Source organism: Acinetobacter sp. VT 511 (assembly GCF_001077515.1).
In the GTDB taxonomy this organism is placed as follows: Bacteria; Pseudomonadota; Gammaproteobacteria; order Pseudomonadales; family Moraxellaceae; genus Acinetobacter; species Acinetobacter schindleri.
This window is the reverse complement of sequence record NZ_LFRE01000037.1, coordinates 13,118-37,792: the sequence shown is the minus strand read 5'-3', so window position 1 is coordinate 37,792 and position 24,675 is coordinate 13,118. Positions and strand designations below refer to the sequence as shown.

The following is a 24,675-nucleotide window of genomic DNA, read 5'->3' as shown; positions in this document are numbered from 1 at the left end:
AAAGGGCGGAAAACCCGCCCTGTATATTCTTCAGTTTTGGCTATTATAAAAATCGAAATGTCCAGTTTCAATACAGAAACTTAGACTTCTGCTGGCTGCCCTGCACGGTAATCGATGGCCTGATGACGCCAGAACTCACGCAGCTGCGGTGTAAACTCCTGCTGGTTCTGATCATAGACAATACCGTCTACTTCACGGGCAATCAGACGTGAAATACTGTCCATGGTATCAAAAGCATTTTGTACATCACTGTGCGGCAGTGCCAGGAAGAATGCCAGACCTTTTACTTCTTCAGTTGACAAAGTTTCCAGATCAAAACCTTCCATACCTGTATCCGTGATCTGCAATACCGAGAATAGCAGTTTAGAACCATCTTCGCTGTAGCGATGGAAACAAGCCAGCTCACCATAGCGTAGGCCGTACTTCAGCAGAACTTTTAGCGTTTTTTCACCAGACAATACACGACCTTGTGGAATGACGCTCAGCGAAATAATCATTTCTGCATTCGCCAATGCACACTCATCATCCACGACTTTCTGTTCATGCAGATGCGCATCGAGAATACTGCTTTCATCTTCAAAGTCTGAAATTTCAGCTTTTTCAATATTACTGTTCAGACTAAATTCAGCAGGTTTGGCTTCCTCTGTAGCAGCATTTTCAGCCTTAACTTCTTCAGCAGATGATTCTTTTACTTCAGCTTTTGCGACTTCTGTTTCAACCTCTTGAACGATTGGCGTATCCAGCGGGCTTGCAGATTGTGCTACAGGCTTGGCTGTTTCCGTCAATGTCGGCTCTACTTTTGCTGCTTCTTTTGGTTCTGTTGCAGGTGCTGTGCTTTCAACAGTTTCCGCATTCAGGCTCGGTTCAACACGTTGCGCCTCTGCCTCCTGTGCTGACAGCTGGGCACGCACATGACGCGGAATAACCGGTGTCTGACTGTCCGGATCAATATGTAATTCCGAATCCAATGATGGTGCTGCATCAGCAGGTTTTTTCATGATCATTCGAATGCCCAAGAGCATAATCACGACTGCTACAACAATCCCGAGAATAGTAGTGATTTCCATTTTATGCCTCCGCAGCTAAGCCGTATTCTTTTGCCTGTTCCAAATTCACTGTAACCAGTTTTGATGTGCCCGGTTCAGGCATGGTCACACCCAAGAGGTCTGTTGCCATCATCATTGCAAGCTTATTATGTGTGATGTAAATAAATTGCACTTGTTCTGAAAGCTCTTTGACTAAATTACAAAAACGCCCCACGTTCGCATCATCCAATGGTGCATCGACTTCATCGAGCACACAGAATGGCGCTGGATTGAGACGGAAAATCGCAAACACCAAAGCCAATGCTGTTAATGCTTTTTCGCCACCAGACAATAAAGCCAATGAACTGTTACGCTTACCCGGTGGTCGTGCCATCAGTTTTACACCTGATTGCCATCCGTCTTCAAGACTTAAGCTCGCTTCGCCGCCATTAAATACTTTCGGGAACAGGTTTTGCAATTCAGCATTGACCTGATCAAAAGTATGCATAAACAGCTTGCGCGTTTCCTGATCGATGCTCTTCATGGCCGCCTGCAGCTGCTCGACGGTATTTTCCAGATCCTGAATCTGATGGCTCAACTCATTATAGCGTTTTGAAACCTCTTCATATTCTTCAGATGCTGCAAGATTCACCGCTCCGAGCTTGTCGAACTGCGATTGGGCTTTTTCCAGCTTGACCTGATGTACTTTGACTTCGATATTCAGACCAGTAATGACTTCACTATTCAATTCTTTTAGCTGCTCAGAATAGTGTTGCAGATCAGATTTAGCTGCCTGCCAGGCCAGGCGTTTCTGTTCCAGTGTATTCCGCAACATTTCATCCTGCTGCTGGAACTGATGACGCTGTTCAGTGAGCCGCTGTTGTTTATTTTGTACCTGATTCAGCTCGACCTGCCATTCCGACCAGGTTTTTTGCAGTTTCCCTGTCAATTCCACCTGCTGGTTAAACTGGCTTTCCAGATGCGGCAGTTCTAACTGTACCGGATCAATAAATTTCTTGGCCTGTTCAATCTGGCTAATAATTTGCTGGTATTGCTCTTTCAGGAATACCCGGTCTTTTTCTAGCAATTCGACTTGCTGTTTGGACTGAACCGATTGACGACGAGTAATTTCCAGTTCCTGCTGAGCATTGTGGGTTTGCTGCTGGCAATCTTCCAGTTGCGTAGTCAGTTCATCCAGCTGGAATTGCAAGGTCTTATAATTCGGTAAAGCCTGTTCCAGTTTTAGGTTTAATGCATGCAGATCAATTTCTAGATCATCTTTTTGCATTGCATCTTCTTCAAGCTGTTCATCTAGCTGCTGGAGCTGGTTCTGCAACTGCTGTTTCTGCACAGCAAAAGCCTGAGCGGCGCTTTGCACTTTGGCAATATTTAAGTCCAGCTGTTGCAGCTGCTTCTGTGCCTGTTGCTGTTGACTGGTGATTTGCTGTAGCTGAATTTGCAGCGCTGTCAGCTGTTCTTTTGATTCAGCCAAATGCTGTTCAGCTTGGCGGGATTGCTCTTCCAGCTTAGCTAGTTGTAGTTCAATTTCATCCAGACGAATCCGGTGGCTCAGTGCGCCTTGACCTGCCTGGCTAGCTTCATCAAACTCTAGTCCAATCACCCAGTCTGGACCGACATGATAAGCATCTAAACTAAGGATGGATTGACCCGACTGCAATTGGTTTTGTAGTTGTAGCGCTTGCTGAAGGGTTTCCACTACGGCGACCTGCTGCCATAAAGAATACTGTGGTTTTTCAATCCAGTCCGCCAGCGATTGAACATTTACTAGCTGGATTTTAGCAGGCGATTGCTGTGCTTTCAGTTGACGTGCTGTATTTTCCAGAAAATGATCTGAATCCGAAAGTACCTGAGCAGACAGCCATTTTGCCAGAAATTTCTCGATCAGGCTGGCATGGGCTTTGCCCTGCTCATTCAGTTTTAGCACATGCATCAGTTGCACGGCATCCGCTTTAGCTGCCGGATTAGCTTTCGTCAGAAGTTGGGAAAGGTTTTTCTTTTCTGCATTCAATACTTGCAATTCAGATTTCAAATGCATCTGTCGTTGCTGTTGTTCGCTATGTGCCTGTTTAACCTGTTCCAGCTGCTGGCTCAGCTCAGCATAATGGCTTTCTAGGCGAATCAGCTGTTGTTCAGTATCAGCTTTCTCCCGCTGATACTGTTCCAGCTCATCTTGCTGTGCTTGATTCTGAATCTGAGCTGATTGTTGCTGCAAGGTTTCTTTTTGCTGCTCGATACGAACAATATTTTTAGCTAATTGCTCGCTTTGTGCCAGCATCTGCATCTTGCGCTGCTGTTGCTGTTCGACTTGAGTTTTAATCTGAGCAAATTGGGTCGCGACTGAAGCCTGTTGAGATTTCAGTTCCTGCAAACCTTGTTGCTGATCCTGACTTAAACCTTCCTGTTGCTGTAACTGTGTGGTTTGATCTTCTAGTTGCTCTTGTAGGGTATCCAGTTGTAATTCAATCAACTGCAAACGTTCTTTGGTTTGAGCTTTCTGTTGTTCTAGTTGTACCAGGCTGGTTGAGTTTTGCTCCAGCAGAGACTGTTTCTGCTTCAGGTTTATTTCCAGTTCAGCCAGCTTTTTCTCGGCCTGTTGCCATTCATTTTGCAATGGGGTGGACTGCTGAATCAGACGCTGAAACAGCTCACTGGTTGCTCCCAGATCGTGCTCAACCGTGGTCAGTTCAGAACGTACTAACTTGAAGCTGTCGCCTAGCGTGTTCATCTCAACGGTATATTCTTCCTGCAAGCGCTGGCTTTGCTCGCACTGGAATGACAGTATTTCAATTTTCAGGGTACGGATCTGCCCTTCGAGTTCTTTATATTGAATTGCAGTTTCGGACTGGCGTTTTAAGGTTTTGAGTTGGGACTTGAGTTCGGAAGCAATATCTTCTAAGCGAGACAGATTCTGGGTGGTATGTTCCAGATGCTGCATGGTTTCGCGACGGCGGGCCTGATAGCGCGATACGCCCGCTGCCTCTTCGATATAAACCCGCATTTCTTCAGGCTTGGCATCGACCAGACGGTTAATCATACCCTGTTCGATAATAGCGTAGGAACGTGGTCCCAGACCGGTACCCAGGAAAATATCAGTGATGTCACGACGGCGGCATTTGGTACCATTCAGGAAATATTCAGACTTGCCATCCCGGTTGACCTGACGGCGTACGGCCAGCTCGTTATAGGCATTATAGGCACCGCCAAGTTTTCCATAGGTATTTTCAAAGCGTAGTTCTACACTCGCCACACCCACCGGTTTACGCTTCGCAGTTCCGGTAAAAATGACGTCCTGCATGCTGCCGCCACGTAACTGGCGCGCACTCGATTCCCCCATCACCCAGCGAATTGCATCGATGACGTTAGACTTGCCACAACCATTGGGCCCCACAACGGCAGTCCGGTTATCTTTAAAGTGTAAAGTTGTACTATCGGCAAAAGATTTGAAGCCTGAAAGTTTTAAACTGCTTAAACGCATAATGTCCTGATTTAACGGCGCGAGCGTCTCGCCCACGCAAGTTCAATTTGTTTCATCCGTGTTAGTGATTCCAACACAAGGTTGCGCAAGTGTCGACAAAAATCTTCCATAAATAAAGTGGCCTGATGTGATTTTCGGCTCAGAATTGCATCAGTTACCAGCTTAAACAGATCAAAAGATTCCTGTAACTCGCGCTTGGAAATATTCAGGGTTAAAAAGTAACTGCGCCGCAGTGAAGGCAGTAGCTCATGGTAGTAACGCATCAGATAGGGATTGCCAACCATGTCTTGCTGCTGCGCCAGCCCCTGAAAGATCAAATCATAAAACTTTTCGGTGTGACCTTGGCGGGTTTCCGCTTCTAGTTGTTCTAATAATAGCTGAACACGCTCTACCTCATGCGGGCGCCAGGTTTCAGCCATACGGTGTACGATCTGACCTAGCAGAAGACAGCACATTTCAAACAGGGCACGAACTTGCAGTGCAGACATTTCCGAGACAATGGCACCGCGGCGCGGGTAGATTTCGATGAGCTGGGTGCGTTCCAGCAATAATAATGCTTCGCGTACAGAACCACGACTGACATCAAGTTCTGATGCAATTCTCAGTTCCTGGATCCGCTCACCTTCCACAAGCTCACCACGAATAATCTGTTCACTGATATGCCTGGCGATCTGCTCAGACAAGCTGTTTGCTTTTTCCTCGTGCATGGCCATCCTGTCTTTATTTTTATTGATGCAGTTCTTGTCATGCTGAATGACTTTTCATTTATTTAACCTATTTTATTAAAGGAATGCTTTGACATTGTCAGACAATATTTTGTCTATGCAGCCAACCAGCCTCTATATAAACCAGCTTAGCGGTTGTTTATTCTGTTTATCAGCATAAATATATTGATCAAATAAAAAAAGAGAGTACTTAAACTCTCTTTTCTGAAATCTGCATTAAATAAATTACCTTACAGAAAGGCTCTGACACCCTGATAAATAAAATAGCTACCGACAACGCTTAATAAAGCCGCAAAACATTTCTTCAACATGACTGGTGACAATAGATGTGCCACTTTTGCCCCCACTTTGGCAGTAAAGAAACTCATGATACTGATACCGATAAAAGCATATATATGAATATAGCCAATGGTATTCGGTACCGTAACATCCGACTGCTTACCAAACCACATAAATCCGAGTGCGCCAGCAATCGCTATGGGGAGTCCACATGCAGCTGAAGTCGCCACGGCTTTTTGCATCACTACGCCACACCGGTTTAAAAATGGCACTGTCAGACTGCCACCCCCAATTCCAAAGATTGCAGAGGCAATACCAATTCCAGCCCCAGTCGCCATTTGTTTTGGCGTAGAAGGTAGTGTGCTTGCTGGATCAATCTTGATATTGGCACGGCTAAACATTCGCAAAGCTACCCATACTGCAAAGAAACCGATCAGAAGCTGCAGGCCTTGACCCGGTAAATAGTCTGCAATGCCTGCACCGAGAAACGATCCAATGACCAAACCAGGTGCCAGATTGCGGAAAACAGGCCAAAGTACTGCACCTTTGAGATGATGTGCCATGACCGAACTAATTGAGGTCACAATAATCGTCGCCAAAGAGGTTCCCACTGCCATGTGAATGATGACACTTGGATCGTACTGGAGCTGGGTAAATACAATGTACAGAATTGGCACAATAATCAGGCCACCACCGACTCCAAACAGGCCTGCGGTGAAACCAGCAATTGCACCAATCAACAAATATATGATTAACTCCATAACGACATTTACCACGTTTAAATTCAGATGGATGTAGAAACTCGCGAACTGCAGCAACTGCTTAAAGATGCAGGACAACTGCCTGAAGTCCTGTTGCTGAAACCCGTCACCACTTCGACCAATGACGATGTTCGGGATCTCGCTCAAAAAGGCATTCGACAGGTATTGGTCAGCAGTCGTGCCCAAACTCAGGGCCGGGGCCAACGTCAACGCCAATGGATTTCTCCGGAAGGTAATATCTATTTAAGCACATTGCTGAATACAGAGATACCGATTGATGGTCGTCTCGCGCTTGAAGTTGCACTCAATATTCTGCAAATGCCTAGCTTGCAAAAGCTTGATCTGCAAGTGAAATGGCCAAATGATTTATATAGTCAGAATGCCAAATGGGGCGGCATTCTGGTAGAGCCGCTCTCTACCCATCAGGCAGTGGTCGGTGTTGGAATTAACCTGGCACCGATTGAAGCAGAAAAATTGGATCAGCCGATCACTTCCCTTTCTGAACTGGGCCTAGCTACAGTGACACGCAACCAGCTGATTGCTGAACTCTATCAGGCCATTCAACAGGCAGGTCAATGGTTTAATCATGGCAGCCATAATCTGGCAGCACGCTTTAACCATCATGCAGCTTTCATTCAACAACAGGTGGAATTTACTGACCTACAAGGACAATATGCAGGCATCTTTGCCGGCATTCAGGAAGATGGCGCGGTGCAGATTAAGACTGGATCTGGTATTCAGACCTTTTATCAAGGGCAATTACGTTTAAAGACTGGTAGCTAAGGCAAGATCAATGAAAAAATTATGGCTGGATATTGGCAATACACGTCTTAAATACTGGATCACAGAACAAGACCGTATCATTGAACATGCGGCTGAAATGCATCTACAGTCACCGGCGGATTTACTGCTCGGTCTGATTCAGCATTTTATGGGATCTGGCCTGCATCAGGTGGGAATCTCTTCTGTACTAGATAAGCAAAATAATGACCGTATCCTGAAAATTCTAAAACGCCTGAATATTCCAGTAATCTTTGCCAAAGTTCATGCTGAATATGCAGGCCTGATCTGTGGCTATGATGATCCGGCTCAACTCGGAATTGACCGTTGGTTACAGGTGTTGGCAGTTGCAACATCGAATACACAAAATTATTGCGTCATTAGCTGTGGTACCGCTCTCACCATTGACTTGGCTCAAGGGCAAAAACATCTAGGGGGGTTTATCCTGCCAAACTTACATCTACAGCGGGATGCCCTGATTCAGAATACTAAAGGCATTAAAATTCCAGATGCTGCGTTTGAAGAGCTGAGCCCGGGACGCAATACCATTGATGCCGTACATCACGGTATTCTGCTCGGTCTACTCAGCACCATTGAAAAGGTATTAAGTGACTTCCCTGCCCAGCTGATTCTTACAGGTGGTGATGCGCCACTATTTGCACAGCATTTACAATCCTTCCAGCCCGTGATTGAACCCGACCTGTTACTTAAAGGCCTGCAGCATTTTGCAGCTCATTTAGACCATACAACCGCTGGATGACTTCCAGTAGCTGTGGGAAATCTGCATAGCCATCAGTTTTTTCAAAATGTCCTGCCTGCAAGACTTCAAAAATCTGGGTATTGAGAAGTCGATGGGCCAGACTTAAAGACATGGCAGTGGGTACATGTGGATCATTGTTAGAAATGTACATAATCCCGTATTTATAGCTTTTGGAAAGTGTTTTGAAATCCAGTTTTACACTGCGCACCAGATCATTCAGTTCTGACCACATCACCAGCGGCTGATCAAAACCTGCCACCATCACTACTCCACGAATAGCTTTACGGTGAGTCAGATAGTGCTGTTCTACGAATTTCAGCACACTCAGGCAGCTCAACCCGTGTGCTACCAGAATGGTATCGGCATCCATTTGTGGGATCTGCACTGCCAGACTTTGTTGCCAATCTTGCATTTTCGGTTCTAATGGATTGGCTAACATGATGCGCTTGGCATCAATACCAAGTTTCTTGACCTGTCGACTTAACCACGGATACCAATGGTCATTAGAGGTCGACTGATAGTCATGAATGATATAAACGTTTCCTGATTTATTTGTCATCGCTGTATACTTATACTAATTGTTAAAATAATGATGCTACTGGCTCATTGTTTTAACATGTTTTACAAAGCTTTCAAGCAAATTTCCAGACCACTGGCACCCATTTTGTAAACTTTAATCTTTCAGCCTCGAAACGCTTATTGGCGTATAAGATTTGGTTCAATACTTTGCCAGACTTCAGGCAGTTCAGTGCAGCCTTGCGAGTCAATAAAATGACCAAAATGCTGAGCCTTAATCACTTGTGCATCCAGACTTTCTGCCTGTTCCAGACTAAATTTTGGTGCTACCCGATCATCACCTTCAGAATAGATGACCACTCGTTCCTGAATCTGCTGCTTCAATAAATCAAAGTCAATTTGGGCAGCATCAATAAATGGATTCACTTCTTCCAGACGTCCGAGTCGCCCATTAAAACCAGCAATGAGTACGAGTTGCTTGATTTTCTGCTGTTTCAATTTATGAGATAAATAATGCAAAGCCGCAATAGTGCCTAAGCTGTGAGCGATAAAGATACTGTTCTCATCGACGCTTTCTATCTGCTCCTGCATCTGCTTTTGCCAGGTTTCCAGCCGAGGTGTGGTAGAGGGATCAAGTCGTAAAACTTTTAGGCTTACATGTTCTTCCTTAGCTTTTTGCTGAATCCAGGGATACCAGTTTTCATCTGGACCAGCCGTATAGCCGTGTACCACAATCACTTGCGTCATTTTATTACTCCTGTGTTTGCATTTTTTAAAGAGTCTGCCTCAGCTAACGACAGGATTGGGTAAGTAAATGTATGCTTTGATTAAACTGTATATCTTAAAAAGCAAAAAAAGGCGCATGAAGCGCCTTTTTTTAAACAAAGAACTTATTTCTTGTCGTTGCCGCCGAACAGTGGACCCATGCCACCACCGCCGCCAAACTGTTTCTGCAAGCCGCCGAGTGACTTCATCATTTTTGCCATACCTGATGGATTGGCAAATTTCTTCATCATTTTCGCCATCTGGGCATGCTGCTTGATCAGTTTATTCACTTCAGCAACATCCATACCACAGCCTGCTGCAATACGCTTCTTACGGCTTGGGTTCATCAAGTCAGGGTTACGACGCTCTTTAACAGTCATAGACTGGATGATCGCTTCCATTTTCTTGATTTGTTTTTCAGGGTTGGCTTGAGCAATTGCATCCTGAAGGCCAGCACTGCTCATCCCTGGAAGTTTATCCAGGAAGCCCATCATGCCACCCATCTTGTTCATTTGCTCAAACTGCATCAGCATATCTTCAAAGTTGAAGCTGCCGCCTTTCTGCAGTTTTTTCGCCATTTTCTCGGCTTTTTCTTTATCGATTTTGCGTTCAACTTCTTCGACCAGAGAAAGCACGTCACCCATGCCAAGAATACGCTGTGCCACACGTTCCGGATGGAATGGCTCAAGCGCATCCAGCTTTTCACCCATCCCCAGGAACTTGATTGGCTTGCCGGTAATGGCACGAACAGAAAGTGCTGCACCACCACGAGCATCACCATCAGTCTTGGTCAGGATTACACCGGTCAAAGGTAGAGCATCGTTAAAAGCTTTTGCAGTATTTGCCGCATCCTGACCAGTCATGGCATCGACCACGAATAGGGTTTCAGTTGGGCTAATCGCAGCGTGCAACTCTTTGATCTCATCCATCATGTCATCATCGACATGCAGACGGCCTGCGGTATCGACAATCAGGACATCAGCAAACTGGATTTTTGCTTGTTCGATGGCACGGTTGGCAATATCAATTGGACGTTCATTGGCATTCGATTCAAAGAAAATCGCACCGACTTCACCCGCAACCGTTTGTAGCTGCTTGATTGCTGCTGGACGGTATACATCGGCAGACACCATCGCGACTTTTTTCTTTTGACGTTCTTGTAAGAAGCGTGCAAGTTTTGCAGCAGTCGTGGTTTTACCCGCGCCCTGCAAACCAGCAAGTAGCACAACCACAGGTGGTTTTGCTGCCAGGTCGAGGCTCTCGTTCGCCGCGCCCATCATCTTGGTTAATTCGTCATAGACAATCTTGACGAAGGCCTGGCCTGGAGATAACTGAGTCATCACTTCCTGGCCCAATGCTTCTTCCTTAACTTTCGCGATAAATTCACGAGTTACAGGTAACGCAACGTCGGCTTCAAGAAGTGCCATACGTACTTCACGTAACGTATCTTTAATATTGTCTTCGGTTAGCTGCCCTGAGCCAGTAACATTTCTTAAACTCTGCGTGAGTCGTTCTGTTAAGGTATCAAACATTGCAAAATCCGCTTAAAATAGCCGTGAGCAAAAAATTGTTTCTTAAAATAGAAAATTTATGCATAGAATGCTATAGGATACTGTAGTTCGCATCGAATTTATATAAATGAATATTCATCACCCTTAAAAAGGTTAGACATGGTTAGCCTCCCTCTGGTTTATACAATTTTGGCATTAGTCGCCTATACCGCATCTTTCTGGTATTTGTTTGTTCATTTAATGTCGAAACGTATTCCAAATCAGTGGTTTGTCGGTATCACGGCCGCTCTTGGTCTGGTGTTACATGGCATGGTTCTTTATGGTGACATGCACACCCCGATGGGGATAAATTATGATGTCTTTGTTCTGGTTTCGTTTACTTCCGGACTGATGCTTTTACTGAGTCTGGCTTATAGTACCTATCGCCCTATTCTGCCATTGAATCTGATTGGTATTCCGGTTGCAGCGACTGGCCTGATTTTAGGCTTTGCTTTTACCCCACAAGCCAAAATCATTGTGCAGAACTCGCTTGGTCTTGATATTCATATTATCCTGTCATTATCTGCCTATGCAGTGCTGCTGATGGCCACCATTCAGGCGGTGATTCTGCGTTTTCAGGACCGTGAACTCAAGAAAAAACAGAAACGCCGGGTCTGGGTCAATCTGTTACCATCGTATCAGGATATGGAATCATTGCTGTTTGATATGCTGATGACCGGTTTTGTCTTACTGACTATTGCCTTAGGTTTCGGCTTCTTTACCATTGATGATTTCTTCGCCCAACACCTTGCACATAAAACAGCATTTAGTATTATTTCCTGGCTGGTTTATGGCGCTTTACTGATTGGTCACTGGAAATTTGGCTGGCGTGGACAAAAGGCTGTTCGTTTTACTTTAATCGGTTTTGGTTTGCTGGCTTTAGGTTTTATCGGTTCCAAGTTTGTGCTGGAAATGTTGTTGAATAAGTAAGTTTAAGATTTTTTTAAAATTAATATTTTCATAAGCCCAACTACTGGGCTTTTTATTTGCCAAAACTTAATCTGGATTTACTCTGCCTACCCGTACCGACAGAGGCCAGCGGATGACTCTGGGCAATTCCGGATCTTCCCATTCGGATAACATGGTATCTGCCAGTATATTGAGTGGATTATGTCCTAAAGCTTTGGTGGCTGCTTTAACAGCTGACCATGTACTCATATAACCAATCAGCTGGTAAAAGTTCCATTCAACTTGCAGCACAGGGGGCGAAATTGAAATTTCTTCAAATGGGAATATCAGATTCTGATAACCTTCATCTACATGATGACGTTCTGGCGGCCAGTATGAAGCAAGTGTCACTTCATAAAAATGCCTGAAATAATGATTCAAATGCTCCTCATCAACATTAAAAACACCATAAGTAATCAAAGCCAGAATGGCATTTGGTTTCGCAATACGTTGGACTTCTGCATAAAACTTGTCCAGGTCCAGCCAATGTGCAGCTTGCGCTACCGAAATCAGATCAAGACTCTGCTCATCAAGAGGAATATTTTCTGCTGCAGCTTGAAGATACTGTATTTTTGGATGAGACTTGGCTTGGGCAAGCTGTTCAGCACTGCCATCAATTGCAATCACTTGATCGAAGTAATTTGCCAAGACCTCTGAAAACTGCCCTGAGCCACAACCAACGTCTAGAGCCAGTTGTATATCAGGTGACAGCTCTGACAATATCTTGCCCAACATGTCTGGATAATGTGGACGAAACAAGGCGTAGTCCTGTGACTGCTGGGAGAAATAATCCTTGAAATGAGGCTGTTCCATACTGCCATCCTGAAAATTTATTGTTCTTTTCAATATAGCCATCAATATTTAAAACTCTATTATTTTATTGTGCTGAAGACAGCTGATCTGTTGATATGTACTAAATCCATTCTCACGCTCCCTCCCTTTATAAGCATGAAATTTAAACTACCTGGACATTCAGGCGAAAAAGCCGTATAACACCGTTTTTCAAATTCACAGGTGTTGACTGTTGAAACTTGTTCTTGCACCCATGGAAGGCTTAACGGACCCGATTATGCGCGATGTACTGACATCCGTCGGAAGCTTTGACTGGTGTGTGACCGAGTTTATTCGTGTCACAGATTCGCTGTTGCCGGACCATGTTTACCATAATTATTGCCCTGAACTCCTAAATGAAGGTAAAACTGCAGCCGGTACACCGGTACATGTACAGTTCTTGGGGAATAATCCGGAAATGCTGGCAGCCAATGCAGTCAAAGTTGCTGCTATGGGGGCACCCGCAATTGATATGAATTTTGGCTGTCCGGCTAAAACCGTCAACCGTCATCGTGGCGGTTCAGTGCTGCTGGATGAGCCAGAAGTCGTGTATGAGTTAGTGAAAGCAGTGCGTGATGCGGTTCCTGCACATATTCCGGTATCCGCAAAAATGCGTCTCGGCTATATGGACCGTAACTTTATGCTGGAAAATGCCCATGCCATTGCAGATGCTGGTGCTGCCTGGGTAACAGTGCATGCGCGGACTAAAGCGGATGGCTATACCCCACCTGCATTCTGGGACCAGCTACAACCGATCCGTGAAGCCTTAAAAATTAATGTCATTGCCAATGGTGAAATCTGGACAAATGCCGATGCCAAGCAATGTCAGCTGGAATCTGGTTGTGAAGATCTGATGATTGGACGCGGTGCAGTAACGACGCCTGATTTGACTCAATGTATCCGTAGAAATAGTGATGATCCACTCATTAGCTGGAACGAACTGCTTGGTCTGCAAATTCGTTTTCTGAATGGTTCCTATAAAAAAGAAATGAATATGGTCGGTCGTTATAAGCAGTGGCTCGGCATGATGTCCAAGCATTATCCTGAAGCGAAGTCGCTGTGGGATGAAGTAAAACGGGTAAAATCGCTGGAAGAAATTACTGAAAAGCTCAGAGCCGCTCAGCATTCAGCTAAAAATCCCTGAACTTTTCAGGGATTTTTTATTTAACTTGCTTACGCTGCTTTAAGCCCGCTATATGTTGACGATTGGTCTGCCTGGATTTCTCCAGCATAGCCTTCTCCAGATGCAGCTGAATCCGATTGAGTTTGGTTTCAGAAATTACCGGCTCCCGAAAGCTTTTCACGTAATCCGTCCAGCTGGCATTACGAAAAACATTTGCTGGTATCGCGGTCTTAAACTCAGCTTCTGGCATAAACACCACCAGTGAATGGATATGTTCTGGACTTAAAACGTCTGTCAGAACCTGTTCCAGCACTTTGACGTGTTTATAGTTCTGATGCAGCGGATTCTGGAATTTATAACTCTGTTTATAAAGTTTTTGAGTCCACATTTTTTGACGTTCACCCCCAAAAATCCAGCCTTTATAATTTTTGGTTTCAATCACAAATAGCCCAAATGGGCTTAATAGTAGATGATCAATCTGGGTAGTAGCCCCTTGCCCATCCTCAAAAGTCAGGTCATTCATCAAGATATAATGCGGCTGTTTAAGATAGCGTTTAGCATGCACAATAACGGCAAACTCACCGAATTTCCCTTTGAGATATGGTTTAAATAGCTTGAATAAAGCTGCTAAGGAAAATAAAAGAAACAGCCACCAGAAATTTTCAATCACTGGGGCGAAAAATGGATTCATTTTGTTGGGTCAGATTTTTATTAGGATAGAATATATCTTACTTATTTTGTTCAATATTTAACAGGATTTCCTTGCGGTCCAGTCCACCTGCAAAACCCACCAAAGCGCCATTGGCTCCAATCACACGATGGCATGGAGCAATAATCGAAATCGGATTGCGACCGTTGGCAGCCCCCACGGCACGAACCGCTTTCGGATTGCCAATTTCCAGGGCAATATCACGATAGGTTCGAGTTTCTCCATAAGGAATATTCAGCAAGGCCTGCCAGACACTTTTCTGAAATGGTGTACCAGCAAAATCGAGTGGCACATCAAAACAGCTACGTTGACCAGCAAAATATTGTTCCAACTGCACTTTAGTCGCAACCAGAACAGGATGCTCAGGATCTTCCACTAAAGTTGCCAGCTTTACCCGGTTCGGCGTTTCACAATCCCAGAGCACCGCAACCAGTGCCTCAGTACTGGCGACCAATCGCAATTGCCCTACAGGTGAATCCATATAGATATAGCTTAAGTTCATGTCTTCACCCTGTTGGATTGCCATAGAAAGATTATTTTAACGCAATGATCAATATAAGGCTGATATAAATAAATACTGAAACATTTACATTAGGGTACACCCTATAAACTTTAAGAAGATGAGAGTTTCATCAAGACCAGACCGGAAATAATCAAGACAGCTGCCAGCATGCGCATGGCACTCGCAGGTTCTCCCAAAATAAAAATCCCAATCAGGAAAGAACCAACTGCACCAATTCCGGTCCAGATGGTATAGGCGGTACCTAAAGGTAGCGTACGCATAGCGTAAGCCAGCAGTGCAAAACTTAGAAACATGAAAAAGATAGTAATAATGCTGGGGGTCAGCTTGCTGAAGCCTTCCGATAGCTTCATTGAGTAGGCCCACACTACCTCAAAAAGACCTGCCAGCATGAGTAAAAACCAGGCCATATGCCCTCCTTCATGAATTAAGAAATCAGGCCGTCCTGACGATTTTTCCTGAGTAAAAGCAATATTTTACATCAAGGGAGGTCGTTCCTCCTAAAACTGTGAGATTGTATAAAATTACTTGCAAAAATATAGGGCAGATTACAAAAAATGACTGTATGAGATGCAACTTAACTCAGCTTAACTCAAGCACCCAAGACAGCTCTCAAAAAAATCGCTACTTTAGACACACAGTTGAGAACAAAACAGAGTTCTCAGTCACTTTAAAAATGACAACAAAGTGCTCAGCACTGCTCCAAAACAAAAAGTTTATCCCCATCAAACAATTAAGTTATACACATGAATTAAATTTAAAATTGTTCGGAGAAATTACACAATGAAACACGAATTTAAAATAAGTTGATCACTTTTTATAAAGCTTGATTTGTAAGCATTGGTGAATAAAACACCAGAATTTGTAAGTCTTTCAAAATAGAAAAAGAACCCAAATTGAGTTCTTTTTATACATATTTTGTATAATGCTTAAACAACCAAGCTACAATTGATTACAATTTATGCTGGATATCCATAGGGTTACCCACATAGATATCCATATACTTATCCATAAAGTTATCCACAGCTTGCTGTGAATAACATAAAATTCCGATCAGACAGTGACTTGTCCTACTTTCTCCAGTTCTGCACGCATTTCATCAATCACAGCTTTATAATCCGGTTTACCGAAGATCGCTGAACCTGCCACAAACATATCCGCACCCGCTTCTGCAATTTCGCGGATATTGGCTGGTCCTACACCACCATCTACTTCTAGACGGATATCACGACCAGAAGCATCAATGATCTTGCGTGCCTGACGTAATTTATCCAAAGTCATCGGAATAAATTTCTGACCACCAAAGCCCGGGTTTACACTCATCAACAGGATCTGATCCACTTTATCCAGTACATAATCAAGGTAATGCAAAGGTGTTGCCGGATTAAATACCAGACCTGCCTGAGCACCGCCAGATTTAATCAGCTGCAAAGAACGGTCAACGTGATCAGAAGCTTCCGGATGAAAAGTAATAATGTCCGCACCAGCTTCAAGGAAATCACCAATCATGCGATCGACCGGTTTGACCATCAGATGCACATCAATCGGTGCCTTAATACCATATTTTTTTAATGCCTTACACACACCTGCCCCAAAAGTCAGGTTTGGCACATAGTGGTTGTCCATAACATCAAAATGAACAACATCAGCACCCGCTGCCAGTACATTTTCAACTTCTTCACCTAAGCGGGCAAAGTCAGCAGACAAAATAGAAGGTGCAATTAAATACGGCTTGGACATGGAAGAACCTGGCTGAATATGAGATGAATACCGCATTATAACAAATTGTATTTGCGCCTGCGTCTGTTCGCCTGAATAATCGCATCCGCTTAACAAATTGTTATAGGACAAGACTTGCCGGTTATGGATGCTCCCGCCTATGATGAATACCTCTCAACAAGATCATTCAAACCATGCAAGAAAGTTATGCTGATATTCCGACCTTACAAGCTCAACGTATTGCCTTACGGTTAATGAAACATTGGCAACACAAATTTGAAGTGGCCTCGACTGAACAGAATATTCAAATTCACATGCCAAATGCGACGGTGGAAATGATACCTATGGATCAGCATTTACGGGTACAGATTCGGGTACAGCAGGAAGATGTCGACCTGCCGCGACTACAGCAGGTGGTCATTGAGCATCTCGAACGGATGGGTCAGGAGCCTTTACAGGCAGAATGGCAAATTCAGCAACTCTAAGCCTCAGGGCTGTCGTAGTGTATGTTCTGCCTCAAATGCTTTTACCGCCTTAATCCGCTCTTGTGTTGCAGGATGGCTACTAAAGAAATCCCATACTGAGCTTTCGGCCTCCTTATCTTCCCCACTGTCTTTAGCCAAGCGTTCCAGAAAGTTGGCAAAATGAATGGTGGGAATATGCTGGGCCTGCATCGCATTTAAAGCATAGTCATCTGCTTCAGCCTCAAAATTACGCGAATAGCTGGCGCCGACCATGGCCACCGGTAAATTGGTCAGCAAGTCTGAACCATCACCGGTAATCATGATTAAAATTACGCTAAACCCTAAACTGGAAAGTGCCTGTTGCAGGCTATGCCGCTGTACCAGATGGCCCTGTTCATGCGCCAACACCCCCATAATTTCCCGATCATCCTGAGCCAGTGCGACCAGTTCATCAGTCAGGATAATGGTATTGTTTGGAATCGCCAGTGCATTGGCACCGATTGCTCCGCCTTGACGGAACACCACTTTCGCCGGCTGATCTCCTGCAACCAGTTGCTGATATTGCGTAACAATCTTCTGCTGACGTGCCTTAGGCAATTTAGTATCTTCAGTCATCTTCAAGACATAGCTTTCTGCTTCATCGCCCATACGCGTCAAAGTGTTGGCAGGCAGATGATGAGCCACATGATAGGAAGCTGCTGGAATGCCCCATTTAATTGTCGCAAAACCCAGTGCCAGTACAAATATCACACTAAACAGAATCAAAGCCGGAGTGCGTTCCAGTTTCCAGATCGAGTGCTGTAATCCCTTACGCTGTAAATTAAACCATTCTGGCAGCTCAGAAGAAAACTCCAGGCGGGCATCATCTTTGAGTTCAATCACTGGCTGAATTTTTCCAAGTGCTCCAATCAGCTGCATGTCTGCATACAGATAACGCCGCTGCTGTGCATAAGCTTCGCCGTAACGAATCAGTACCGACTGATCATCAATCCGGGACACCTGCGCCGGTTGCGGTTTTGAGACAATGCCATCATAGAAAATGACGTCAGTGACCTGAGCAGACATACTTTTCTCCTGTTATAACGACACATCAATATCGAAGATGTCACTGATCTCTTCTGCCAGCGCACTATGATCCTGCTGTGCTCTGTTCATCATCATGTCCGGATCATTACGTAAATTCAGGGTTAATGATTCCACCTGATAACGATATAGACGAATCGCTGCCCATGGTGTAAGCAAACCTAAACTCAGAATACGTGCAATCCAGTTAGTCACCAGAATCCAGGTATAGTGCCATTGGGTACACTCGGTCTTGAACTGGCTACGACTGATAGAGGTATTGTTCCAGGTGGTAATAAAAATCCGGGCCTGCATCAGGGGGAAAATGATGAAAAAACCAAAGAAATAAATCGCTACAATCCAGCCGACTAGCGAGCTTAAAACTCCAGGATTGCCAAGATTGGTAAAACTGGAACCTATGCCAAAGATCATCACCGCAACCAGAAAACCCATGAAAATAAATAGTGGAACATACATGGCCTTCATGTAATCGCCCCATGTGGCATTCAGCCTGAAGTTCAACTGGCCTGCATAGAGATGATCAAAGCAATAACGTTTATATAGCCAGACCAATACTGGGAAAAAGATCCCTAGGGTCAGGATATAAATCAGAATGGCTTTGATAAAGGTCCAGTAAGCTTCCTTATTGGTGCCGCCAAAATAAAACCGGGCATTGCCAAATTTACTGTTGCGGGCATTAAATCGTAGTGTCGCCCGAATCAGCCAGGGCACTGCCAGATAAAGAATCAGCAACCCGACCAGTGTCGCTGTAGTAGACAGGTTTGAAGCAATCGAAATCGCAAAATATAGTCCCAGCGCAATCAGACGCCCCATCAAAATTTTGACTGGCACCCCGGTAAAGTCGAAACGGCGTTGTACAAATTCAGTATTACCATAAAAATAACGTAAACGGCGTACCTTGGCCCAAGGTGAATACAATCCTAAAGTGACGATTGTCAGCAGGATATTCACAATCCAGATACCGAAATATTCACTGGCAGTCCCATGAAAACGAAAATGCTGCAATCCGCCTACCCGTACAGGTCTTACTTCCGACGTGGCTGGAATATCAGGTGGAAATGGTGGAATGACTGGAGGAATTGTAGATGCGTCTATATCACTGGTATTTTGCATAAACTGCCTTGTTTTTATTGTATAAATCTTTGCAAGCATAGCGCATGACCAGACATGGATGCCAGTATATTTGCATCCACGCCATGAGTCATTTGCTTTGGGTTATAGCTAAAAATCAGTTTTCGAGCTGTACCGCATGGAACTGTAGATGGTCATCAACAAAGCTTTGGATAAAGTAATAACCGTGATCATAGCCCTGATGTTCACGCAAGGTGAGCTTTTGTCCCACGGCATCACAAGCTTGCTGGAATAAGGCAGGATTCAGCTGGTTATAGAACTGATCATTAAAGCCTTGGTCAATCAGGATATCCGGATAAAGTGCACCTTTGGCTTTGACCAGTTCAGTCGCATCATGTTTGGCCCATTCTGCACGATCTTCACCTAAATAATTGCTAAAGGCCTTTTCACCCCAAGGGCATTGGCTTGGTGCACAGATCGGAGCGAGGGCAGAAACAGAGACAAATTTTTCTGGATATTTAAATGCCAAGGTTAATGCGCCATGCCCCCCCATCGAATGTCCAAAGATACCGATTTTGCCTGGCTGAATTTCAAATTCTTCATTCACTAATGGATAAAGCTCATTCATGATGAAGCTTTCCATCTGGAAGTGTTCAGCCCAAGGAGACTGCGTTGCATTGATATAGAAACCGGCACCCTGTCCGATGTCCCAGTTATCCCCTTCAGCTACCCCTTCACCACGTGGCGAGGTATCTGGCGTAATCAGAATCAGGCCCAGCTGTGCTGCCAGACGCTGCGCATGCGCTTTAATCGCAAAGGTTTCTTCAGTACAGGTCAGACCTGCCAAATAGAATAACGCTGGACAGCTTTGTCCTGCCAAGGCTTGAGGCGGCAGAAATATACCAAAGCGCGCTGAATTTTTTAACACTTTAGAATTAAAGCGATAGATTCGCTGTTCACCTTCAAAACTTCTATTATTCTGTAGCAGTTCCATCATGATTCCTTTTCTATTTTCTAAAGTCATTGATCAGTTTAGGGCGCCAAAGCGACTGACTGGGAAGCTGAAGCTGTTGTCGCTGGCGGGAAAAGACGTTGTTCAAGCTGAGGTAACATCAACTCCATATTCTTACCGATGACCCACTGCGGCTCAGAAGGTTCAAAACCTTGTGCACTTTCCCACTTCGCTACCGTCTGGCTGGCTTGTGTAAAAGCTTCCTTTAAGCTGTCCTGCTCACGCATGGCTTCATCAAAGAAGGCACGGCCAAAGTAGGTATAGTCGGCTTCATTCGAGCAGCCAAAGGACTGGCGATCTGCTGCTGAAGCGGTGATGATCAAGGTATTTTCATTTTGCAGTGCAGAAACAAAACTGCCGGAATAACAGGCAGAAATCACAATGACTCGCCAGCGGATGCCGGATGCATCCAGCGTGTCACGCAGCCACTTTGGATCGACCTGTGCCAGATCTAGCGGTGCATTTTCCATTTCAAATACGTTTGGCAAACCATGCGAGGTCATGTACAGGAAGAGCACATCACTTTCGCGATTCATCTGCTGGCCAATACGGCGTAAAGCCAGTTCCATACTGGTTTTAGAAGCAATTGGCATCTCGGTGCGAACTGCTGGGTGATTTACCAAGGCAATCGAACGACCAAAGGTTCCAAAGCGGGTATCAAACTGTTCCTTGATCCGTTCAATCTCTGAATAGAATACATCTTGATAGCTGGCACCTGCCACACCCACAAAATACCAGTGTGACTGCGCAAACTCGCCATATTCAATAGAATCCAGCGCTTTGTTTAGTAAATTAGGTTGTGCATAGAAGGCATCTTCAGCAAAGCTGGGCGGGACTTCTTCCACTTTCCAGATCGGCTGATCTTTGACAGAAATCTGCCAAACGACCAAGGTAAACAGGGTTGCCAGCATAATTAGTGCCCGTTCCCACCACGGCCATTTCAGTTCACGTGAGAATACCCAGACCACAGCCAGACTTTGCCAGACAAACAGCATCACAAATAAGGTCGGGATATAGTCATACAGGATGTACGGCAGATAGTCGAGATCGCCCAGATACTGAATCAGACACTGGAACAGCATGATGTGCGTATCCAGTACCAGCCAGAGCAGGGCCGGCACCAGCATCAAACGCGGATTATTGATCCGCTGTGACAGAAAAATCCCGACAATCAGGGCAATAAAAGGCCAGAGTGCGTAGCTAACCAGACCTTGGGAGTTAAATTCCCCAATCCGGCCTGAACTGAGCCAGCTGAACAGGCTGTTGGCACAACCGCCCAGAATGCCCCAGAACACCAGTTGAAGAATGGAGGGACGTACCATTTGCAGGGAACGCCTCGACCCCAGAAACAACCATATTCCGGCAATTTGATTGCTCTTAAAATCGTGCCAAAAATTAATGGATGGTTTGAAGTCGATCATAGGATTTCGGGGAGATCAAGTGGCTCGCTAATTCGCAGAATAAGTTTATGCTTGATAGGACTTTTATCAATGCTATTTTTAACTATATAACAAATCCTTGGCGAATTTTGAAGCAATTATCTTATTCAGCTACAAGATCATGCTGAAAATACGCATCAAAGCGACAAGCATCCCCTTGCCATTGATGATCGGGTGCTTTATCAGCCAGAAAAACGGCAAGACGCGGACGCTTCACCACCACCCGTTTAGCAATTTTCTGTGCCAGTTCCAGCAGGTTATCGCCAAGGTCCATTTCACCATCTTCAGGCAAAAGCATATGCAATAGCTGCATCTGTTTTTTCACCTGTGCCTGTTTCTTGGGTGCCTGCTGATTCTGGTCACGCTGCGGGAACATCGGATCCAGATAAACGACATCCACCATGGCGCTTTCTGCTGCCTGCTGGGTTAAATAGTCAGCAGAATCAGAGAAGACCAGATGAATACGCGATACAATCGGATTCAGGAAAGCATCATTCTGCGCACGCGCGTGAGTATCTTCCAGTAAGGTAAACAGAATCGGATGACGTTCAACCAGAGTGACATACGCACCAAGATATGCCATCAACAGGCTGTCATGACCAAGACCGGCAGTCGCATCAATCAGGGTCGGCTTTTCACCCAGGTTGCAAGCACGTGCAATCATTTCCGACTTCAGTGAAGCACGTTTTAAACGCCCCACTTCCGCTTTCCAGTCCGGTTGCATTTTCATGCCATTGGCACATAGCCATAAACCGTCCGCATCAACACACAGCGCCAGCTCGGGAGTCAGGCGAAAGAAACGCGCATTGAGTTTTTCCACGGTTTCAATCTGAACCTGTACACCACGAGAAGAAAGCACAACCTCAAAGTGCTGTGCTTTCTCGATATATGCAGCTTCGGTGTATAAGCGAATCTCGCTTACCATAATGTCCAGCCTGTGTATGCAAACAATAAAATGAGCAGGCCCGATACAATACGGTACCAGGCAAAAATCATGAAATCACGCTTCGCGACATAAGCGACTAACGCACGGATCAATAACAATGCTGAAATAAAGGAGACTAAAAGACCAACAGTGAGTACCACCCAGTCCTGCGTCCCGCTAAACACGTCATAGCTCTGGTACAGGTCTAACAGGCCTGCACCGACAATTACCGGGATACCCAGAAAGAAGGAAAACTCAGTCGCTGCCTTACGTGATACACCGAGGAACATCGCACCGATAATAGTAGCACCAGAACGTGAAGTACCTGGAATCAGCGATAACACCTGAATCAGACCAATCCAGATAGCATCTTTAATGGTCAGGTCTTCAACTTCTTGGGCACGGACTTGAGGTGGATTCTTTTCAATCCAGATAATGATCAGACCACCGACAATCAAGCCAATCGCAATTGCAATATTGTTGAATAACAATTCTTTTACAGTCTGACCAAAAGTCAGCCCGATAAGTATGATTGGAATTGAAGCCAGAATCAGACCAATACCGAGACGGCGTCCTTGTGGCTCACCACTGACAATCCCGGTGGCGGCTCCCCACAGACGTATCCAGTATTCATAAATCACTGCTGCGATTGCCCCCATCTGGATGGCAATCACGAAAACATCACTCTTTTCCTTGGTCCAGAAATTCATTAATTCTGAAGCCAGAATCAAATGCCCTGTACTGGAAATCGGTAAGAACTCAGTAATACCCTCAACAATACCCATGATTGCCGCTTTCAGCAGCAGTAATAGATCCATGCTTAATCCTGATTAATTATGCTTTGCCTTGTTCTGGAATTTTTTTCCATGCGTTATCGCGTAAATAGACCGGCAGTGCCAATTCAGCACTGACCCAGTTTTCTGATGCTGCTGCCACACGCGCTATCGTGGCAATATCCTGTGCAGTCGCACTGACATCTTTGTATTCAGTGGCTTCTGTTTGAACCAGATGAGCGCCTGAGCCGACTACAGCAAATTTTACTGTGGCGCTACCCTGTTCATAACCAAGCAACTGTTCTTCATCTACTGGCTGCATAATGCCTTGAGCATCCAGCTGATAGCTGGCGATATAAACTTCATTCATACGTGCATCGAGTACCGCAGTCACTTCCGTCAGGCCATGCAAACGGTATGCTGCCTGTGCCAAGGCCTGTAAGGTCGAAACGGGTACCACAGGCAGGTCATTCGACCAAGCCAAGGCTTGTGTTACCGCGGCATTAATACGCACACCGCTAAATGAACCCGGTCCACGACTAAATGCAATCGCAGTCAAATCAGAAACCGCTAGGCTTAAATCTTTTAAAGCCTGCTCGATCATTGGGAGAATTGTTTGCGTTTGTGCCTTTGCGCGCGCATCAAGTTGGAAAAATAATTCTTGAGTGTCATCAATCACAGAAACGGAACACTGCTCATTGGCAGTTTCCAATGCCAGCACTTTCATGCACAACCTTAATTCAGAGAATATAAAAAACGCGGATATGATACTCCACTCATATCCGCTACGCGAGATTTTCCCGAAACAGATACAAAAAAACCTGGCCATCGCCAGGTTAATAAATACAGGTAGATGAGTTGCTTAAAGCTCAACCTGTTCCAGTTGCTGGAACTTCTGAAAATGGTTGGCATAATGCAGTGCGCTCATTTTCAGCTTTTGTACAGTATCTTCATCTAGGATTTTTATCACCTTGCCCGGCGATCCCATCACCACAGAATTGTCCGGAATTACTTTTCCTTCCGGAATTAGCGCATTCGCGCCAATGATGCAGTTTTTACCAATCACGGCATTATTGAGAATTACAGCCTGAATCCCGATCAGGCTATTATCACCAATGGTACAGCCATGTAGCATGGCTTGATGACCAATCGTCACATAATCACCAATATGCATTTCAATCCCTGCATCAGTATGCAGTACAGCATTTTCCTGCACATTGGTATAGTCCCCAAGATGGATTTTGCAGTTATCACCACGCACCACGGCGCCAAACCAGATACTGACCTGTTTGCCCAATTCAACCTGACCAATCACGGTCGCTGTGGGTGCGACCCAACCATCCCATGGTTGTTGCAGCGCTTTTGGAGAATGTCCCTGAAATTTGTACAACATGCCTGAAT

General features: G+C 45.0%; 25 protein-coding genes. 5 read left to right on the top strand and 20 right to left on the bottom strand.

The genetic code is table 11. The features are described from left to right. Positions 1-80 precede the first annotated feature (80 nt). The 4 genes from ACS72_RS02610 to ACS72_RS02595 all read right to left on the bottom strand — a co-directional run bounded on the left by ACS72_RS02610 (position 81) and on the right by ACS72_RS02595 (position 6,286). Complete coding sequence (locus ACS72_RS02610; RefSeq protein WP_048881142.1) at positions 81-1,067, bottom strand: cell division protein ZipA C-terminal FtsZ-binding domain-containing protein; 987 nt, start codon at positions 1,065-1,067, stop codon at positions 81-83. Position 1,068: 1 nt separating this feature from the next. Beyond that, complete coding sequence (gene smc, locus ACS72_RS02605) at positions 1,069-4,521, bottom strand: chromosome segregation protein SMC (RefSeq protein ID WP_048881141.1); 3,453 nt, start codon at positions 4,519-4,521, stop codon at positions 1,069-1,071. Between the two features lie 11 nt (positions 4,522-4,532). Then, positions 4,533-5,228, bottom strand: coding sequence for a GntR family transcriptional regulator (locus tag ACS72_RS02600; RefSeq protein WP_048881140.1), 696 nt, complete (start codon positions 5,226-5,228; stop codon positions 4,533-4,535). 248 nt (positions 5,229-5,476) lie between these two features. After that, positions 5,477-6,286, bottom strand: a complete 810-nt coding sequence (locus ACS72_RS02595) for a sulfite exporter TauE/SafE family protein (RefSeq protein WP_048881139.1) — start codon at positions 6,284-6,286, stop codon at positions 5,477-5,479. A gap of 27 nt (positions 6,287-6,313) precedes the next feature. On the opposite strand from ACS72_RS02595, the gene ACS72_RS02590 reads away from it, so the two are divergent. Both ACS72_RS02590 and ACS72_RS02585 read left to right on the top strand, forming a co-directional pair. Next, a complete protein-coding gene (locus ACS72_RS02590; protein ID WP_048881138.1) occupies positions 6,314-7,069 on the top strand; it encodes a biotin--[acetyl-CoA-carboxylase] ligase in 756 nt (251 codons plus the stop codon). Between the two features lie 10 nt (positions 7,070-7,079). Then, positions 7,080-7,826 carry a type III pantothenate kinase gene (locus tag ACS72_RS02585; protein ID WP_048881137.1) on the top strand — a complete coding sequence of 249 codons (747 nt, stop codon included), beginning with the start codon at positions 7,080-7,082 and terminating at the stop codon, positions 7,824-7,826. On the opposite strand, the gene ACS72_RS02580 is transcribed toward ACS72_RS02585, so the two are convergent. The 3 genes from ACS72_RS02580 to ffh form a co-directional block, all read right to left on the bottom strand. After that, positions 7,774-8,385, bottom strand: coding sequence for an alpha/beta hydrolase (locus tag ACS72_RS02580; RefSeq protein WP_004811232.1), 612 nt, complete (start codon positions 8,383-8,385; stop codon positions 7,774-7,776). The genes ACS72_RS02585 and ACS72_RS02580 overlap by 53 nt on opposite strands. Before the next feature lie 137 nt (positions 8,386-8,522). After that, positions 8,523-9,089: an alpha/beta hydrolase gene (locus ACS72_RS02575; protein WP_004893278.1), complete on the bottom strand. Its 567-nt coding sequence runs from the start codon at positions 9,087-9,089 to the stop codon at positions 8,523-8,525. Between the two features lie 143 nt (positions 9,090-9,232). After that, positions 9,233-10,639, bottom strand: coding sequence for a signal recognition particle protein (gene ffh / locus ACS72_RS02570; RefSeq protein ID WP_004811236.1), 1,407 nt, complete (start codon positions 10,637-10,639; stop codon positions 9,233-9,235). A gap of 138 nt (positions 10,640-10,777) precedes the next feature. On the opposite strand from ffh, the gene ACS72_RS02565 reads away from it, so the two are divergent. After that, entirely contained in the window at positions 10,778-11,587 is an 810-nt protein-coding gene (locus ACS72_RS02565; RefSeq protein WP_008304402.1) for an inner membrane protein YpjD, read from the top strand. A gap of 66 nt (positions 11,588-11,653) precedes the next feature. Here the strand turns inward: ACS72_RS02565 and ACS72_RS02560 are convergent, their stop codons facing one another. After that, positions 11,654-12,418, bottom strand: a complete 765-nt coding sequence (locus tag ACS72_RS02560) for a class I SAM-dependent methyltransferase (RefSeq protein ID WP_048881136.1) — start codon at positions 12,416-12,418, stop codon at positions 11,654-11,656. Positions 12,419-12,629: 211 nt separating this feature from the next. On the opposite strand from ACS72_RS02560, the gene ACS72_RS02555 reads away from it, so the two are divergent. Continuing rightward, entirely contained in the window at positions 12,630-13,580 is a 951-nt protein-coding gene (locus ACS72_RS02555) for a tRNA-dihydrouridine synthase (RefSeq protein ID WP_081405816.1), read from the top strand. Between the two features lie 16 nt (positions 13,581-13,596). On the opposite strand, the gene ACS72_RS02550 is transcribed toward ACS72_RS02555, so the two are convergent. From ACS72_RS02550 to rpe, 4 genes are all read right to left on the bottom strand, one after another. After that, on the bottom strand, positions 13,597-14,250 hold the full coding sequence (locus tag ACS72_RS02550; RefSeq protein WP_048881134.1) for a nuclease-related domain-containing protein: 654 nt from the start codon (positions 14,248-14,250) through the stop codon (positions 13,597-13,599). Positions 14,251-14,287: 37 nt separating this feature from the next. Beyond that, on the bottom strand, positions 14,288-14,770 hold the full coding sequence (locus ACS72_RS02545) for a methylated-DNA--[protein]-cysteine S-methyltransferase (RefSeq protein ID WP_048881157.1): 483 nt from the start codon (positions 14,768-14,770) through the stop codon (positions 14,288-14,290). Positions 14,771-14,880: 110 nt separating this feature from the next. Then, complete coding sequence (gene sugE, locus ACS72_RS02540; protein ID WP_048881133.1) at positions 14,881-15,198, bottom strand: quaternary ammonium compound efflux SMR transporter SugE; 318 nt, start codon at positions 15,196-15,198, stop codon at positions 14,881-14,883. Between the two features lie 643 nt (positions 15,199-15,841). After that, positions 15,842-16,528, bottom strand: a complete 687-nt coding sequence (rpe, locus tag ACS72_RS02535; RefSeq protein ID WP_048881156.1) for a ribulose-phosphate 3-epimerase — start codon at positions 16,526-16,528, stop codon at positions 15,842-15,844. Positions 16,529-16,701: 173 nt separating this feature from the next. Here rpe and ACS72_RS02530 point away from each other — a divergent pair, with 173 nt between their 5' ends. Then, entirely contained in the window at positions 16,702-16,992 is a 291-nt protein-coding gene (locus tag ACS72_RS02530; RefSeq protein ID WP_048881132.1) for a DUF2218 domain-containing protein, read from the top strand. Positions 16,993-16,995: 3 nt separating this feature from the next. Here the strand turns inward: ACS72_RS02530 and ACS72_RS02525 are convergent, their stop codons facing one another. From ACS72_RS02525 to ACS72_RS02490, 8 genes are all read right to left on the bottom strand, one after another. After that, positions 16,996-18,036, bottom strand: coding sequence for a M48 family metallopeptidase (locus ACS72_RS02525; RefSeq protein WP_048881131.1), 1,041 nt, complete (start codon positions 18,034-18,036; stop codon positions 16,996-16,998). Between the two features lie 12 nt (positions 18,037-18,048). Further along, on the bottom strand, positions 18,049-19,167 hold the full coding sequence (locus ACS72_RS02520; RefSeq protein ID WP_048881130.1) for a YjgN family protein: 1,119 nt from the start codon (positions 19,165-19,167) through the stop codon (positions 18,049-18,051). Positions 19,168-19,282: 115 nt separating this feature from the next. Continuing rightward, the gene (gene fghA / locus ACS72_RS02515) at positions 19,283-20,119 is read right to left on the bottom strand and encodes an S-formylglutathione hydrolase (RefSeq protein ID WP_048881129.1); all 837 of its coding nucleotides are present in this window, start codon (positions 20,117-20,119) and stop codon (positions 19,283-19,285) included. Positions 20,120-20,157: 38 nt separating this feature from the next. Then, positions 20,158-21,558 (bottom strand): C13 family peptidase, encoded by a 1,401-nt coding sequence (locus ACS72_RS02510; RefSeq protein WP_048881128.1) that lies wholly within the window; start codon positions 21,556-21,558, stop codon positions 20,158-20,160. A 121-nt stretch (positions 21,559-21,679) separates the two neighbouring features. Then, complete coding sequence (locus ACS72_RS02505; RefSeq protein WP_048881127.1) at positions 21,680-22,501, bottom strand: class I SAM-dependent methyltransferase; 822 nt, start codon at positions 22,499-22,501, stop codon at positions 21,680-21,682. After that, complete coding sequence (locus tag ACS72_RS02500) at positions 22,495-23,319, bottom strand: undecaprenyl-diphosphate phosphatase (RefSeq protein WP_008304389.1); 825 nt, start codon at positions 23,317-23,319, stop codon at positions 22,495-22,497. Before ACS72_RS02500 ends, ACS72_RS02505 begins: the two co-directional genes overlap by 7 nt. 16 nt (positions 23,320-23,335) lie before the next feature. After that, entirely contained in the window at positions 23,336-24,001 is a 666-nt protein-coding gene (gene tsaB / locus ACS72_RS02495; protein ID WP_008304387.1) for a tRNA (adenosine(37)-N6)-threonylcarbamoyltransferase complex dimerization subunit type 1 TsaB, read from the bottom strand. A 135-nt stretch (positions 24,002-24,136) separates the two neighbouring features. After that, a complete protein-coding gene (locus ACS72_RS02490; RefSeq protein WP_048881126.1) occupies positions 24,137-24,667 on the bottom strand; it encodes a gamma carbonic anhydrase family protein in 531 nt (176 codons plus the stop codon). Positions 24,668-24,675: the final 8 nt, after the last annotated feature.

Coding starts and splice junctions, on each gene's coding strand:
- ACS72_RS02565 (WP_008304402.1), top strand. CDS start 10,778: ATGGTTAGCCTCCCTCTGGTTTATACAATTTTGGCATTAGTCGCCTAT.
- tsaB (WP_008304387.1), bottom strand. CDS start 24,001: ATGAAAGTGCTGGCATTGGAAACTGCCAATGAGCAGTGTTCCGTTTCT.
- ACS72_RS02510 (WP_048881128.1), bottom strand. CDS start 21,558: ATGATCGACTTCAAACCATCCATTAATTTTTGGCACGATTTTAAGAGC.
- ACS72_RS02525 (WP_048881131.1), bottom strand. CDS start 18,036: ATGTCTGCTCAGGTCACTGACGTCATTTTCTATGATGGCATTGTCTCA.
- ffh (WP_004811236.1), bottom strand. CDS start 10,639: ATGTTTGATACCTTAACAGAACGACTCACGCAGAGTTTAAGAAATGTT.
- ACS72_RS02560 (WP_048881136.1), bottom strand. CDS start 12,418: ATGGAACAGCCTCATTTCAAGGATTATTTCTCCCAGCAGTCACAGGAC.
- ACS72_RS02545 (WP_048881157.1), bottom strand. CDS start 14,770: ATGAACTTAAGCTATATCTATATGGATTCACCTGTAGGGCAATTGCGA.
- smc (WP_048881141.1), bottom strand. CDS start 4,521: ATGCGTTTAAGCAGTTTAAAACTTTCAGGCTTCAAATCTTTTGCCGAT.
- ACS72_RS02530 (WP_048881132.1), top strand. CDS start 16,702: ATGCAAGAAAGTTATGCTGATATTCCGACCTTACAAGCTCAACGTATT.
- ACS72_RS02585 (WP_048881137.1), top strand. CDS start 7,080: ATGAAAAAATTATGGCTGGATATTGGCAATACACGTCTTAAATACTGG.
- rpe (WP_048881156.1), bottom strand. CDS start 16,528: ATGTCCAAGCCGTATTTAATTGCACCTTCTATTTTGTCTGCTGACTTT.
- sugE (WP_048881133.1), bottom strand. CDS start 15,198: ATGGCCTGGTTTTTACTCATGCTGGCAGGTCTTTTTGAGGTAGTGTGG.
- ACS72_RS02500 (WP_008304389.1), bottom strand. CDS start 23,319: ATGGATCTATTACTGCTGCTGAAAGCGGCAATCATGGGTATTGTTGAG.
- ACS72_RS02580 (WP_004811232.1), bottom strand. CDS start 8,385: ATGACAAATAAATCAGGAAACGTTTATATCATTCATGACTATCAGTCG.
- ACS72_RS02550 (WP_048881134.1), bottom strand. CDS start 14,250: ATGAATCCATTTTTCGCCCCAGTGATTGAAAATTTCTGGTGGCTGTTT.
- fghA (WP_048881129.1), bottom strand. CDS start 20,119: ATGGAACTGCTACAGAATAATAGAAGTTTTGAAGGTGAACAGCGAATC.
- ACS72_RS02505 (WP_048881127.1), bottom strand. CDS start 22,501: ATGGTAAGCGAGATTCGCTTATACACCGAAGCTGCATATATCGAGAAA.
- ACS72_RS02590 (WP_048881138.1), top strand. CDS start 6,314: ATGGATGTAGAAACTCGCGAACTGCAGCAACTGCTTAAAGATGCAGGA.
- ACS72_RS02610 (WP_048881142.1), bottom strand. CDS start 1,067: ATGGAAATCACTACTATTCTCGGGATTGTTGTAGCAGTCGTGATTATG.
- ACS72_RS02520 (WP_048881130.1), bottom strand. CDS start 19,167: ATGCAAAATACCAGTGATATAGACGCATCTACAATTCCTCCAGTCATT.
- ACS72_RS02595 (WP_048881139.1), bottom strand. CDS start 6,286: ATGGAGTTAATCATATATTTGTTGATTGGTGCAATTGCTGGTTTCACC.
- ACS72_RS02575 (WP_004893278.1), bottom strand. CDS start 9,089: ATGACGCAAGTGATTGTGGTACACGGCTATACGGCTGGTCCAGATGAA.
- ACS72_RS02490 (WP_048881126.1), bottom strand. CDS start 24,667: ATGTTGTACAAATTTCAGGGACATTCTCCAAAAGCGCTGCAACAACCA.
- ACS72_RS02600 (WP_048881140.1), bottom strand. CDS start 5,228: ATGCACGAGGAAAAAGCAAACAGCTTGTCTGAGCAGATCGCCAGGCAT.